The organism is Clostridium tanneri (genome assembly GCF_033659955.1).
GTDB classification, from domain to species: domain Bacteria; phylum Bacillota; class Clostridia; order Clostridiales; family Clostridiaceae; genus Clostridium_AM; species Clostridium_AM tanneri.
The window spans coordinates 20,462-33,776 of sequence record NZ_JARUJP010000001.1 but is presented as its reverse complement, the minus strand read 5'-3'; the positions used below and the strand labels follow the sequence as shown (position 1 = coordinate 33,776).

Here is a 13,315-nt window from a genome sequence, read left to right as displayed (position 1 = left end):
TTTATAGTTAACAATTTCTTTAAATGGAATGTATTAAGCCCATGGCTATAAGTAGAATAAGATATTTTATTGTGCATCTGTTGATATGTTTTGATCTCCTTCTTCATTACAGCCGCAATCAGTAGAATTTTCTTTATTACCTTGATTATCTGCAGTATCTTTATTTTCTTTTTTATCCTTAGCTGTCACCATTCCTTTAACATAATCCATCATTTGAGGGATAGAATCTACTATTTTATCATAAGTATTTTGATGATCTAAAGATAAAAGTCGAACAGAATCGCCTTTTGTAACCAAAAAGGCTACTGGTCTCACAGTTATTCCAGCACCGGATCCTCCACCAAAGGGAAATTTTGAATCGGGATTATCTACATCACAGGTACTAAATTCACTTCCACCAGAAACAAATCCAAAGGAAACCTTTGATATAGGAATAATTAAAGATCCATCTTTCGATTCTACTGCATCGCCAACTATGGTGTTAACATCTATCATATCTTTAAGATTTTCCATAGTATTTTTTAATAAATTGTCTATAGGATGGTTATCCATGAGAAAATTCCTCCTTATAATTATATATTGCAAAAATTTAATTTTTTATTTTTACGAAGATTTTTAAGTACTATAAAGGTTATATAGATAACTTTAGCTAAACTGATAAAAATTATACTATTAATCTGTAAGGTTAATATAGTTTTGTTAAATTCCGGTATAGTCTTCAAAGTATTTTTCTTTACATTAAATAATAAGCTTATATACTGAGTTATAATGGGGTAAAAAGATTTAACTAACCCACAGAGTAAAGCTGTATAGGCAGCATCGTCAAGTCCTAGAATAATTGCTGTCTTTATTTTTAATGAAGGTTTATATTTAATATCTTTTATAATACGTAGAGTAGTTTTGAAAATACTTTTAAATCTAGGAATCCGGTCTGGTTTTTTTTCAATATCCTTTTCTGCTTTTCTTTTAATAAAGTTCATTTTATCAGTTACATTTATCTTATATAGATAAAATCTTATATGGTTATCAGTATAGTTAATAGTAGTTTTTATGGGAATTGGAATAAAAAGCATTATAATAAAAAAGCACAAAACTAAAATAAAGATCATGATACATCCTCCCAATTTATATACATTAATAATTATAACCATATAAGGAATTTATATAACTTAATGGAATAAGTTTAAAGAGTAATTTAATCATTTATAGAAAAAATATATTATAGGATTATAGAAAGTTAGCCAAAATAATTACAGTGATTAAAAATTAATGAAAGAATTTGCCAAGAGTAAAGTTAAAAATCAGTTCTTATATTTAACTGACTTTATAATATTCTTTGAAGGAGGCAGTACAGATGAAAAAAAGCAGCAAATGGTTATGTACAACTATATTATTTATATTGTCAGTAGTATGCTGTATACCACATAGGGTAAATGCTTTAAACATATATAATAAGCCTAGTAATGAAAATACAAGTAAAGGCTTAGTAGTAGATGCGAGATGTGCTATAGCTCTTGATAGTAAAACTAAAATTGTGCTTTATGAAAAAAATTCTTATGAGTTGGTTCCCATGGCTAGTACAACTAAAATAATGACTGCTTTAGTAGCCCTAAAATATGGAGATTTAGATAAAAAAATAGAGATTTCTGAGAAGGCTGCTGGCATACGAGGCTCCATTGTGGGATATAAAAAAGGAGAAAAAATATCTTTAAAGGAATTGTTATTTGGCCTTATGTTAAGATCAGGAAACGATGCAGCTATTGCTATAGCTGAAGGGATAAGCGGAAGCGTAGAAGAATTTGCAAAACTTATGAATGAATATGCCGGAGAAATAGGAGTTATAAATACCCATTTCCAAACACCTCATGGACTTGATAAAGATGAGCATTATACAACTGCTTATGATTTAGCAATAGTTACTGCTAAAGCTCAGGAAAATAAGTTATTTAATGAAATTGTAAGTTCAAGAGATGTAGATGGTAAAGCTTATGGTTTTACAAGAAGTTTCCACAATATAAATAAAATATTATGGGAAATGCCAGAAGCTACTGGGGTAAAGACTGGTTTTACAGGAAAGGCTGGAAAGTGCTTAGTTACTTCTGCTAAAGTTCAAAATAATGATGTTATTGTTGTTGTGTTAAATTGTACTCCAAGATGGAAGGAAACAAAGAGAATATATGAATATGTAAATAAAAATTATCAATTTAAAAAAATGTTTTCAAAAGGTGATACTGTTGGGGAAGTAGCTCTAGATAAGGGCACAATAAAACTTCAGTGTCCGGATGATATAACAATACCTACTAAAAATGAAGTAGAGTATAATGTTAAGGTGATAAAACCTGAGAAAGTAACTTCATCTATTTATAAAGGAGATAAAGTAGGAACAATATCTATATATGCTGATGGGCAGAAGATATATAGTAATTCACTAGAGGCAGGAAATAATTATAAAGTTAGAAGGTTTCCTAAGTTATTTTTTATGAGATAAAAGCTTATATGCATTTGTATTATTTCTGCTTCCTTATATAATAGTAACTGATAGTTGGCAGTCAGTAGAAGCTGTCAACTATCAATTATATGTGATTTATTATCTAAATAGTGCTACCAATACTAGAGTAAGTGTGCTAATAAGCTTAATTAAAACGTGCAGTGATGGACCTGCGGTGTCTTTAAATGGATCACCTACAGTATCACCTACAACGGCACCTTTATGTGTATCTGATTTCTTGCCGCCTAGATTTCCAAGTTCAATATACTTTTTCGCATTATCCCAAGCACCACCGCCGTTGTTTAAGAAAAGAGCTACTACTACACCAGCTATGGTACATATCATTAAGAAGCCTGCAGCAGCTTCCTTTCCTAATAATACGCCTACTATAATTGGAGCTGCAATAGGTATAATTCCAGGAAGAATCATTTCCTTTAGGGCCCCTTTTGTAACAATATCAACGCAATTTGCATAATCAGGTTTAGAAGTACCTTCTAATATACCAGGTATTTCCTTTAGTTGTCTTCTAACTTCTAATATAACATACTGAGCAGCTTTTCCTACTGAACGTATAGCAGTGGAGGCGAAAAGATATACTACCATTGCACCAAGAAAAGCACCTATAAATACTTCTATTTTTCCGATATCAACAGCAAACCATGAGTCTAAAGGCCTTCCCAATAATTTTTTCACTTGTTCTAGGTAGGCGAAGAATAAAAGAAAAGTAGCTAGTGCTGCAGAACCAATGGCATATCCCTTAGTTAAAGCCTTAGTGGTATTGCCACATGCGTCTAATTTATCTGTTATTAACCTTATTTCTTCTGGAGCTCCAGACATTTCTACTATACCGCCAGCATTGTCAGTAATAGGACCAAAGGTATCCATAGCTAATATATAAGCACAAGTAGAAAGCATTCCTATTGTAGCTATAGCAATACCATAAAGACCTCCGTTAGATACTCCTGGAAGAGCAATTTGACCTAATTTGAAAGATGTAAATATAGCTGCTGAGACAAATAATACAGGAAGGGCTGTTGATTCCATTCCAACAGATATACCAGTAATTATATTAGTTGCAGCACCAGTTTTAGATGATTCAGCAATAGACTTTACCGGCCTATATTTATAGGAGGTATAATAGTCTGTTACTACCACGAAGACATAACTTAATGCTATGCCCACAACTGCACATAGATATAAACTAATATAATTTATATTTTCCCCTTTTGGTAATTGTCCTGAAAACATTGATTTAGTTACAAAAAATAAAAATATTAAATTTAATACAGTTGTAACAAAATAACCTCGATATAATGCAGACATAGGATTATCTGTTTTATCATCAGCTTTCACAAAAAATATACCTACTATCGAAGAAAGTATACCGAGAGCACCTGTAACTAATGGGAATAGGATTCCTTTCCAACCGAATATTGGATATAATGCTACTCCTAAAATCATTGCTGCAATATTTTCTGCAGCAGTGGACTCAAAAAGATCAGCACCTCTTCCGGCACAATCGCCTACATTATCACCAACGAGATCGGCTATAACTGCAGGATTTCTAGGATCATCTTCAGGTATTCCAGCTTCCACCTTTCCAACTAAGTCAGCGCCTACATCAGCTGCTTTTGTGTAAATTCCACCACCTAGTTGAGCAAAAAGGGCTACAAAGGATGCACCAAAGCCGAAACCTACCAGTAAAGAAGGAGCTTCTTTTACCACAGCATCGTTGTTAGATATTCCACCAAAAAACAAGAACAACAAGGTTACGCCTAGAAGAGATAGAGAGGTAACGGCAAGACCAGTAACAGCGCCGCCTCTAAGAGCAATAGTCAAGGCTGAATTAAGCCCTTTTTTTGCACCGGCAGCTGCTCTTATGTTGGAGTTAACAGCCATATACATTCCTATATAGCCAGATATTCCAGAGCATAGAGCACCGGTTATAAAGGCAATTCCTATATGCCATGCATATTTAACAGCTATATCGGATCCCTTTGAAAGATTGCCAAAATAGTTGGCAGCTATGATCAATATTGCAGTTATTAGGGCAAGGCATACTATAGTTTTATACTGCCTTTTCATAAAAGCCATAGCACCTTCCTTGATGGCATTTGAAATGTTTTGCATTTGGCTAGAACCCTTTTCCTGAGAGAATATGAATTTGATGAGAAACAGAATTACTAATAAAGCAGTAGCAATTGATGAGAAGATAATAGTGAGATAAAAACTCAAGACCAACAACCCCTTTCTTAATAGGAAAATAGTTTTGGATTTGAGAAAACAGAAATTATGCTCTAAAAGTATAAAATAGTGCTATATATAAATATGCATAAAATTTTAATAATATGCTAAATGGGTAATGTAATATACTATAAACAAAAAAATAACTAACAAGTTGATTTAAATTAACACATATTATAAATCATATTAGTAAAAAAGTTCAAAAGGTAGAAAATATACTATAACAACAGCACAGTGATTAGTATAATAAGTAAAAAAAATAGCTATTGTAATTGCAAGAATTTGCATAATTCTTATATAACAAATTTACAAATAACTATATAGAATATATTTATAACTAAATTTCTATGTACATACTAACAATAAAATGAAATTTTTAAATTGAGAAAATTCATTTCATTACTTATTGTTAAAATATATACATAATTTTTATCTTAATGCAGATTGTAGAAAAAACTTTATAGTACTTAACAAATAATTAACAAAAATAAGTAGAAATTGACTTATTATTAACAAGTTAGAACTTGACAAATAATTATAAAGGAACAAATATGAAATGTTATTTTCATTAAAATTCATATTTGTTCCTTTGTTATTTGCAGAATATATGGACAAATGAGCATTTAGTAAGAAAAGATGTTTTTGAAAATGAATAAAATGGATAGTTTGAATTTCAAAAAAATAAGTTTTCATGGGTAAGTGGGCAGATAATCAATAAAAGTATTAAACTGTCATTTTTACCAACTGTTAAGTTTTTGAATAAAATAAAAAAGTTATAATATATATTTTTATAGTAATGGTTTTTTGGAATGTATTGTAATTAAATTTTTAACATGTATAATTACAGTTAATAAGGAAAATATTTATAGGATATTCATTAATTAGGCTTTATGCAAATAAAATGAAGGAATGGTATTTTACATTTGCAAAAATTAAGAACTATAGATTTATAAAAAATAATGAATATAAAAATTAAAATACTATAACAGCAAATAATTTCTTATAGTAAAAAATTAATACAGATCATTTCGTATTAATAACACAGAGCAAAGAGAACAATTTCTAGAAAACACAAACTTAAAGGTAATGACTTTCCAAACTTGAACTGCAAGTTACGGAATATAAATATTTTATACATAATAATTAAGATATCAAGGATGTGAGAAAACATGAAAAAGGAATCTGAAGGAATAGTCATTGAGGTTAGTGGTAAAATAGCAAAGGTAAAGTCTAGTAGACATGGTGATTGTAAAAACTGTGGTGCTTGTCCAGGTGATAATGCTGCAGTATTAGATGTAGAAAATTCTCTTGGAGCTAAACCTGGACAACGGGTCTTATTTGAAATAAAAGAGGAGAATATGCTTAAGGCAGCATTTGTTGTTTATATACTGCCACTAATTGCAATTTTTTTAGGTGTTTTGCTTGGAGGATGGATATCAGAAGAAACAGGAGGATCCTTAAGGTTGTTTCAAATCGGAGGAGGTATAATAGCCTTTATTTTAGCATTTATATATATAAAGGTTTTTGATAAATTAGCTCATAATAATGAGAAAATGAAGCCAGTCATTACTAGAATTCTATAACAAAACAAAGTTTAAAATTATTTTCATAAAACATTTCAAGAGGGGGATTTGTAAATGGTAAGAAGTTTTCGTGGTGGAGTGCACCCAAATGGTCGTAAAAATTACACAGCTGGGAAAAGCATTGAAATAGCTCCTCTGCCAAGCAAAGTTATCATTCCGGTAAGACAACATATTGGAGCACCCTGTACACCAATAGTTAATAAAGGAGATGAAGTTAAAAAGGGACAGGTTATTGCCAAAAATGATGCCTTTGTGTCAAGTAATGTACATGCATCTATTTCCGGTAAAGTTACTGATGTATCAGAGTATCCGCATCCAGTGTTTGGGAAGTGTCTTTCTATTGTCATTGAAAACGATGGAATGGATCAATGGGTAGAGGGAATACCAATAGAACGGGAGTGGAAAGGCTTAAATGAAGATGAATTACGCAGTATTATTAGGGAAGCAGGTATAGTTGGTATGGGAGGAGCTACCTTTCCTACTCATGTAAAACTTGCTCCGCCAAAAGATAAAAAAATCGATACCTTCATATTAAATGCAGCAGAATGTGAGCCATATTTAACCTCTGACCACAGGGCAATGCTTGAATATACAGATCGGATAGTAACTGGAGTTTTGATAGTAATGAAAATTCTTGGAGTTGACAGGGGCTTTGTTGGAATTGAAGATAACAAGCCCGATGCAATTAGTACTATGGAAAAAGCTTTTCAAGGGACTAGTGTTAAGGTAGTTGCTCTTCCTACTAAATATCCTCAAGGTGCTGAAAAAATGCTTATAAAGATATTGACTGGTAGGGAAGTTCCATCTGGAGGACTGCCTATGGAGGTAGGAGTAGTAGTTCAAAATGTTGGTACAGTAATAGCTATAAGTGATGCAGTAACAAAAGGAATCCCACTAATTCAAAGAGTTACAACAGTTAGTGGAGGAGCTTTAAAGGAACCAAAGAATCTTGTACTAAGAATTGGTACTACTTTTGCCCAAGCTATAGAATTTTGTGGAGGGCTTGTAAAATCGCCAGAAAAAATTATTATGGGTGGGCCAATGATGGGATTTGCACAATCAAATTTAGACCTTCCTGTAATTAAAGGAGTATCAGGAATTTTAGCTTTGAGCAAAGAAGATGTTAACTCTGGAAAGGAAAAACCATGTATAAGATGTGGACGATGCGTAGATGCCTGTCCTATGGGGTTGAATCCAAGTATGCTTAGTATATTAGGAGAACGTAATCTTTACCAAGAAGCTAAAGAAGATTTCAACTTATTAGATTGCGTAGAATGTGGAAGTTGTGTTTACGGATGTCCAGCTAAGCGAAACATTGTTCAATACATTAAGTACTGTAAGGCTCAAAACGCAGCAGCACAGGCTGCTAAAAAGTAGGAGGTGATTTAAAATGGCTGAAATTAAAGTTAACGATAATCTATTAACCGTGTCCACATCACCGCATATTCGTGCAGAAGAATCTATTTCTAAAATAATGTGGAGTGTCAGTGCGTCACTAGCGCCTGCAGCTATTTTTGGTGTGTATAATTTTGGAATACCAGCTCTAACTATAATGGTAGTAGGTATTTTAGCTGCTGTAGCCTGTGAATATTTTGTACAAAAGGTTAGGGGTAAGGAAATAACTATTAATGATGGAAGTGCTTTTTTAACTGGCTTGTTATTGGCAATGTGTGTACCACCTACCTTACCACCTTATATGATGGCCATTGGTTCTTTTATAGCCATTGTTATTTGTAAACATTCAATGGGAGGACTGGGATATAACATTTTTAACCCAGCTCATATAGGAAGAGCAGCTTTAATGGTTTCATGGCCTATTGCTATGACTACCTGGAGTAAAATTACTACTAGTGTCGATGTAGTAACTTCTGCTACGCCATTAAATATATTGAAACAGCAGGGGTATGGAAAATTATTAGAGACCTTTGGGGGAACTTCAGAATTATACAAGGCATTATTCATTGGAACTCGTAATGGAAGTATTGGGGAAACTTCTACAATATTATTAATTATTGGTGGACTTTATCTAATATATAAGAAATACATCAATTGGCAAGTGCCAGTTTTTATGATTGGTACAGTGGCTATTTTGACATGGATATTCGGACCAGCAGGGCTATTTACAGGAGATCCTATATTCCATGTAATGGCTGGAGGATTGATAATAGGAGCTTTCTTTATGGCTACAGATATGGTTACTATTCCAATTACAAAAAAGGGACAAATTATTTTTGCTGTAGGTGCTGGAGCTCTTACTGTGTTAATTAGACTAAAGGGTGGTTATCCTGAAGGAGTATGTTACTCAATACTATTAATGAACAGTGTTACACCTTTAATTGATCGTCTATGTCCTCCAGTTAAATTTGGGATAAGGAGGTAATTGAAATGTCAGCTGAACATATAGAAAAGAAGTATAGTATTTTCCAAATTACAATGAATTTAGCTGCGGCCTGTTTTATATCTGGGGCAATAATTGCAGCAGTTTACTTTGTAACTAATCCTATTGCCAAAGAAAAAGCGGTTGTGATGAAAAATCAATCAATGAAATCCTTAGTTAAGGATGCAGAAAATTTTAAGGCTATAGATGGTAAAAAGGAGTGGTTTGAAGCACAGCAGGGTGGAAAAACCATTGCCTACGTAGTTCCATCAGAAAGTAAAGGTTATGGTGGAGCAATAAAAATGCTTGTGGCTGTTACACCACAAGGAAAAGTTATAGGTTATGAGATTATATCTCATAACGAGACACCGGGTTTAGGTGACAATGCAAGTAAAGATCCTTTTAAGAATCAGTTTAAAGATAAAGAAGCTAAAGCATTAGAAGTTACAAAGGATAAATCTAATACTGATAATATACAAGCTATGACAGGAGCTACTATTTCATCAAGAGCAGTAACTAAGGCTGTCAAAGAAGCTGTAGAGCAAGTTGTAGAATTTGCAGGAGGTAAGTAGTATGAAAGAATTATGGAATATATTTAAAAAAGGCATAATTGCAGAAAATCCTATTTTCGTTCTTGCACTTAGTTTATGTCCGGCATTAGCGGTAACTTCAACGGCAACAAATGCTCTAACCATGGGACTATCAGTGTTATTTGTTATAACTGCAAACAATACTGTGGTATCCTTTACTAGAAAGTTAGTAAATCCTAAAGTTAGAGTGCCGGTTTACATTACATCAATAGCAACTATAGTTACTGTAGTTCAATTAGTACTACAGGCTTACTTCCCACATCTTTATAAAGCATTAGGTATTTATTTATCACTTATAGTTGTTTTTGCTATTATTCTAGCTCGTGCAGAAGTTTTCGCTTCAAAGAATTCTGTAATACCTTCCTTCTTCGATGGTTTAGGAATGGGATGTGGCTTTGCATTAGCTATGGTTTCAGTAGGGATAATTCGAGAGCTTTTTGGAGCAGGTACTATATTCGGAATTCACATATTAGGTTCATGGTATAATCCAGCTCTAATTATGATACTTCCTCCTGGAGGTTTCATACTAATTGGATATTTGGTAGCTGGCTATAAGATGATGCTAGAACGTTCTGCAAGACTTCAAGCTGAGAGGGGTGAAGCTTAATGGGTGAATATTTGACTATTTTTATAAGTGCTGTAGTTGTAAATAACTTTGTTTTAACGAGATTTTTAGGACTATGTATTTTCTTTGGAGTTTCTAAAAACTTAAATGCTTCTATTGGTATGGGTATGGCAGTTACCTCAGTAATGACCTTGAGCTCAATGCTTGCTTGGGTTGTATACCATTTTGTACTGCTGCCATATAATCTAACTTTTTTAACCACTGTGGTATTTGTTCTATTAATTGCAAGCTTTGTTCAGCTTTTGGAAACGATTATAAAAAAGCAAGCGCCAGCCTTATATAATATGTGGGGAATCTATTTGCTATTAATAGCTACAAACTGTGTTGTTCTTGGAGTACCACTATTAAATGCAGAGTCTAACTATTCCTTTTTAAAGAGCGTAGTTCATGCTATAGGCTCAGGACTAGGATTTGCACTAGCAATAATTCTTATGGCAAGTTTAAGAGAAAAGTTAAGACTGGCAGATGTGCCTAAACCTCTAGAGGGATTAGGAATTGCGTTTATCTTAGCTGGAATGCTGGCATTAGCCTTCCTTGGTTTTTCCGGCATGATCGCAATTTAGAAAGGAGCTGAGGAAATGAGTACTCCAATTTTAGTTTTAATTGTAATGACTATTGTAGGTCTAATATTTGGTTTTGTTCTAGCCTATGTTAACAAAAAGTTTGCTGTGGAAGTAAACCCACTTATTCACATGGTAGAAGACATACTGCCAAAGGGGCAGTGTGGTGCCTGTGGTTATGCTGGTTGTGCAGGCTATGCTGAGGCAGTAGTCTTAGACGCTGATGTACCTCCTAATCTTTGTATACCTGGTAAAAAGCCAGTAGCCAATATGGTTGCTGAACTTACAGGAAAAGTTGCTCCGGAGGTTGAGCCAAGGGTTGCTCAAGTAAGATGTGCTGGCAGTCATAGCAAAGCAATTAGAAATTATAAGTATCAAGGAATAGAAGATTGTGTTGCAGCAGGCTTACTTCAAGGGGGTCCTAAAGGCTGTCAGTATGGTTGCTTAGGTTTTGGAACTTGTGTTAAAAACTGTCCTTTTGGTGCAATGACAATGAGTGAAGAAGGATTGCCTATAGTTAACGAAAAAAAATGTACTGGATGTGGAAAATGCGAAACAGTTTGTCCTAAAAAAGTTATGCATATGGTGCCTATAGGATCGCCAGTGAGTATTAACTGTAATTCAAAAGACAAAGGAGCTGTAGCGAGAAAACTCTGTGATATTTCTTGCATTGGCTGTGGAATTTGTGCAAAAAATTGTCCTCATGATGCTGTAAAGGTGGAAAATAACCTGGCAGTGGTAGACTCTCATATATGTATTGAAAAATGTGATAACCCTACCTGTGTACTTAAGTGTCCAACGGGAGCTATTAAAGCAGCAGAAGGAGTTAAAACCATAGTAGAGAGTCAACAAGAGATTGCTTCTAATAATTCCAATTAAATTTAAAAAACCTTCAGGAGTTCAACAGATTTTAATCTGTTAACCTTCTGAAGGTTTTTTATTATGTTTGTTTTGTATTAGTACTAATGAAGTTTAATAAATTTAAGTACAATTAAAGAAAGTTGGCTTTTGTTCATATATTTTACTTCATTGGTAATAAAATTTGAATGATTTTGGATTATTGCATAGAAAACGTTTGCGAAAAGCTATTGTAATTAAATTTTTAACAAGTATAATTACAAGTGAGAACAGTATATCGACAAAAAGCTTTTTATAATGCATTAATGAAATTTATGCTAATATGATTGATACAGCAGCAAGTATCCTAGATAGTACAGCTTAAAAACATATATGCTATAGTCATAGTATAAGCTCTAAGTTTCTTTAATGCTCAACCTTTTATCAATTCTCAATATGTATTCAATTAGTACTACAGTTAGTTACAGCGTATGCAAAGCAAGTCTATATTTTTATATTTTACTTGATAGACAACACCAAATGCAGTAAAAAAAGATTAAATTGAGACAAAAGTTTCATAAAAAAATAAAAATAATAAGAAAATACTGCATAAATTTTAAAAAAATTGTTGAAAAATCTTGCAATTGTTAAAAAAGTGTCAACAATAAAGATAGGAGGATTAAAATGAATTTACTGACTTTTAAAAAGGGTGTACATCCACCTCATGGTAAGCATTTTACAGAAAACAAACAGATTGAAGAGCTATTACCAAAGGGAGACTTAGTATTTCCAATGTCTCAGCATATAGGTGCCCCTTGCGATCCTTTGGTAAAAAAAGGCGATAGAGTTCTAGTTGGCCAAAAAATAGGAGAGGCTAAGGGCTTTGTTTCATCACCAATTTTCAGCAGTATCTCAGGAACTGTTAAAAATGTTTCTCCTGTATTTACATCTGGTGGAACAAAAGTAAATGCAATTATAGTTGAAAATGATGGTAACTATGAAGAAGTTGAATTTGCTAAGCCAGGGAGTTACAAGGACCTTTCTAAGGAAGAAATAATAAAATTGATACAAGAAGCAGGAATAGTTGGTATGGGTGGAGCAGGTTTTCCTACTCATGTTAAGTTATCACCTCCGCCAGATAAGAAAATTGACAGTATAATTGTAAATGGAGCAGAATGTGAGCCTTATCTAACTTGTGACCATAGAATGATGCTGGAGGAAAGTGAGTATATAGTTGAAGGATTAAAGATAATCCTAAAGCTTTTCCCTGAAGCAAAAGGTTATATTGCCATTGAAAATAATAAGATGGATGCAGTAGAAGTTATGGAAAAAGCTGTAAAGGGTGCAAAGGATGCATCTAATATAGAAGTAAAGGTATTAAAGACTAAATACCCTCAAGGTGCTGAAAAACAGTTAATTTATGCTGTTACTAGCAGGGAGGTGCCTTCAGGAAAGTTACCGGCAGATGCTGGATGTATTGTACAAAACGTAGATACAGTTAGAGAAATTTATAATGCTGTAGTTCTTGGAAGACCTCTTATGACAAGAGTTGTTACAGTAACTGGAGAAGCTGTAAAGGAACCTAAAAATCTAAGAGTTAAACTTGGAACTAACTGGATGGAACTTATAGAAGCCTGTGGTGGTTTTAAAGAAGAACCTACTAAGGTTATAGCTGGTGGACCAATGATGGGAATGACCGTTTCAATGCTTGATTTACCAGTAGTTAAGGGGACATCAGGAATATTATGTCTTACAGATAAGCAAGCAGTACTTCCAGAGGAATCACCATGTATAAGATGTGGAAAATGTGTACAAGCGTGCCCGATGAATCTAATTCCATCTTTCCTTGACTCATCCTCTAGAAGAAATAATTTAGATGCTTTTGAAGCAGATCATGGATTAGACTGTATAGAATGTGGATGTTGTACATTCTCTTGTCCAGCAAAACGTCATTTAATTCAGACTATACGTAATACAAAAAGAACAGTCTTAGCCAGTAAGAGAAAATAAA

At 33.3% G+C, this 13,315-nt stretch carries 12 protein-coding genes; 9 read left to right on the top strand and 3 right to left on the bottom strand.

The annotated features are described in order from the left end of the window. Positions 1-66 precede the first annotated feature (66 nt). Positions 67-552 (bottom strand): GerW family sporulation protein, encoded by a 486-nt coding sequence (gene ytfJ / locus P8V03_RS00165; protein WP_318796285.1) that lies wholly within the window; start codon positions 550-552, stop codon positions 67-69. Positions 553-572: 20 nt separating this feature from the next. Next, positions 573-1,109 carry a DUF2953 domain-containing protein gene (locus P8V03_RS00160; protein ID WP_318796284.1) on the bottom strand — a complete coding sequence of 179 codons (537 nt, stop codon included), beginning with the start codon at positions 1,107-1,109 and terminating at the stop codon, positions 573-575. 245 nt (positions 1,110-1,354) lie between these two features. On the opposite strand from P8V03_RS00160, the gene P8V03_RS00155 reads away from it, so the two are divergent. Then, the gene (locus tag P8V03_RS00155) at positions 1,355-2,488 is read left to right on the top strand and encodes a D-alanyl-D-alanine carboxypeptidase family protein (protein ID WP_318796283.1); all 1,134 of its coding nucleotides are present in this window, start codon (positions 1,355-1,357) and stop codon (positions 2,486-2,488) included. A gap of 99 nt (positions 2,489-2,587) precedes the next feature. Here P8V03_RS00155 and P8V03_RS00150 read toward each other — a convergent pair whose 3' ends face one another. Beyond that, the gene (locus tag P8V03_RS00150; protein ID WP_318796631.1) at positions 2,588-4,705 is read right to left on the bottom strand and encodes a sodium-translocating pyrophosphatase; all 2,118 of its coding nucleotides are present in this window, start codon (positions 4,703-4,705) and stop codon (positions 2,588-2,590) included. 1,196 nt (positions 4,706-5,901) lie between these two features. Here P8V03_RS00150 and P8V03_RS00145 point away from each other — a divergent pair. The 8 genes from P8V03_RS00145 (at position 5,902) to rsxC (P8V03_RS00110) (ending at position 13,314) form a co-directional block, all read left to right on the top strand. Continuing rightward, positions 5,902-6,315 carry a SoxR reducing system RseC family protein gene (locus P8V03_RS00145; RefSeq protein WP_261670710.1) on the top strand — a complete coding sequence of 138 codons (414 nt, stop codon included), beginning with the start codon at positions 5,902-5,904 and terminating at the stop codon, positions 6,313-6,315. A gap of 54 nt (positions 6,316-6,369) precedes the next feature. Further along, positions 6,370-7,692: an electron transport complex subunit RsxC gene (gene rsxC / locus P8V03_RS00140; protein ID WP_318796282.1), complete on the top strand. Its 1,323-nt coding sequence runs from the start codon at positions 6,370-6,372 to the stop codon at positions 7,690-7,692. A 13-nt stretch (positions 7,693-7,705) separates the two neighbouring features. Next, complete coding sequence (locus P8V03_RS00135) at positions 7,706-8,695, top strand: RnfABCDGE type electron transport complex subunit D (RefSeq protein ID WP_261670708.1); 990 nt, start codon at positions 7,706-7,708, stop codon at positions 8,693-8,695. A gap of 5 nt (positions 8,696-8,700) precedes the next feature. Beyond that, a complete protein-coding gene (locus P8V03_RS00130; protein WP_261670707.1) occupies positions 8,701-9,264 on the top strand; it encodes an RnfABCDGE type electron transport complex subunit G in 564 nt (187 codons plus the stop codon). 1 nt (position 9,265) lies between these two features. Then, positions 9,266-9,889, top strand: a complete 624-nt coding sequence (gene rsxE, locus P8V03_RS00125; RefSeq protein WP_261670706.1) for an electron transport complex subunit RsxE — start codon at positions 9,266-9,268, stop codon at positions 9,887-9,889. After that, complete coding sequence (locus P8V03_RS00120) at positions 9,889-10,470, top strand: electron transport complex protein RnfA (protein ID WP_261670704.1); 582 nt, start codon at positions 9,889-9,891, stop codon at positions 10,468-10,470. Before rsxE ends, P8V03_RS00120 begins: the two co-directional genes overlap by 1 nt. Positions 10,471-10,485: 15 nt before the next feature. Continuing rightward, a complete protein-coding gene (gene rnfB / locus P8V03_RS00115; protein WP_318796281.1) occupies positions 10,486-11,346 on the top strand; it encodes an RnfABCDGE type electron transport complex subunit B in 861 nt (286 codons plus the stop codon). Between the two features lie 642 nt (positions 11,347-11,988). Then, positions 11,989-13,314 (top strand): electron transport complex subunit RsxC, encoded by a 1,326-nt coding sequence (gene rsxC / locus P8V03_RS00110; RefSeq protein ID WP_318796280.1) that lies wholly within the window; start codon positions 11,989-11,991, stop codon positions 13,312-13,314. Position 13,315: the final 1 nt, after the last annotated feature.

Bases quoted from the DNA above. Each gene is read 5' to 3' on its own strand.
- P8V03_RS00120 (WP_261670704.1), top strand. From the start codon at position 9,889: ATGGGTGAATATTTGACTATTTTTATAAGTGCTGTAGTTGTAAATAAC.
- rnfB (WP_318796281.1), top strand. From the start codon at position 10,486: ATGAGTACTCCAATTTTAGTTTTAATTGTAATGACTATTGTAGGTCTA.
- P8V03_RS00130 (WP_261670707.1), top strand. From the start codon at position 8,701: ATGTCAGCTGAACATATAGAAAAGAAGTATAGTATTTTCCAAATTACA.
- rsxC (WP_318796280.1), top strand. From the start codon at position 11,989: ATGAATTTACTGACTTTTAAAAAGGGTGTACATCCACCTCATGGTAAG.
- ytfJ (WP_318796285.1), bottom strand. From the start codon at position 552: ATGGATAACCATCCTATAGACAATTTATTAAAAAATACTATGGAAAAT.
- rsxC (WP_318796282.1), top strand. From the start codon at position 6,370: ATGGTAAGAAGTTTTCGTGGTGGAGTGCACCCAAATGGTCGTAAAAAT.
- P8V03_RS00160 (WP_318796284.1), bottom strand. From the start codon at position 1,109: ATGATCTTTATTTTAGTTTTGTGCTTTTTTATTATAATGCTTTTTATT.
- rsxE (WP_261670706.1), top strand. From the start codon at position 9,266: ATGAAAGAATTATGGAATATATTTAAAAAAGGCATAATTGCAGAAAAT.
- P8V03_RS00145 (WP_261670710.1), top strand. From the start codon at position 5,902: ATGAAAAAGGAATCTGAAGGAATAGTCATTGAGGTTAGTGGTAAAATA.
- P8V03_RS00135 (WP_261670708.1), top strand. From the start codon at position 7,706: ATGGCTGAAATTAAAGTTAACGATAATCTATTAACCGTGTCCACATCA.
- P8V03_RS00155 (WP_318796283.1), top strand. From the start codon at position 1,355: ATGAAAAAAAGCAGCAAATGGTTATGTACAACTATATTATTTATATTG.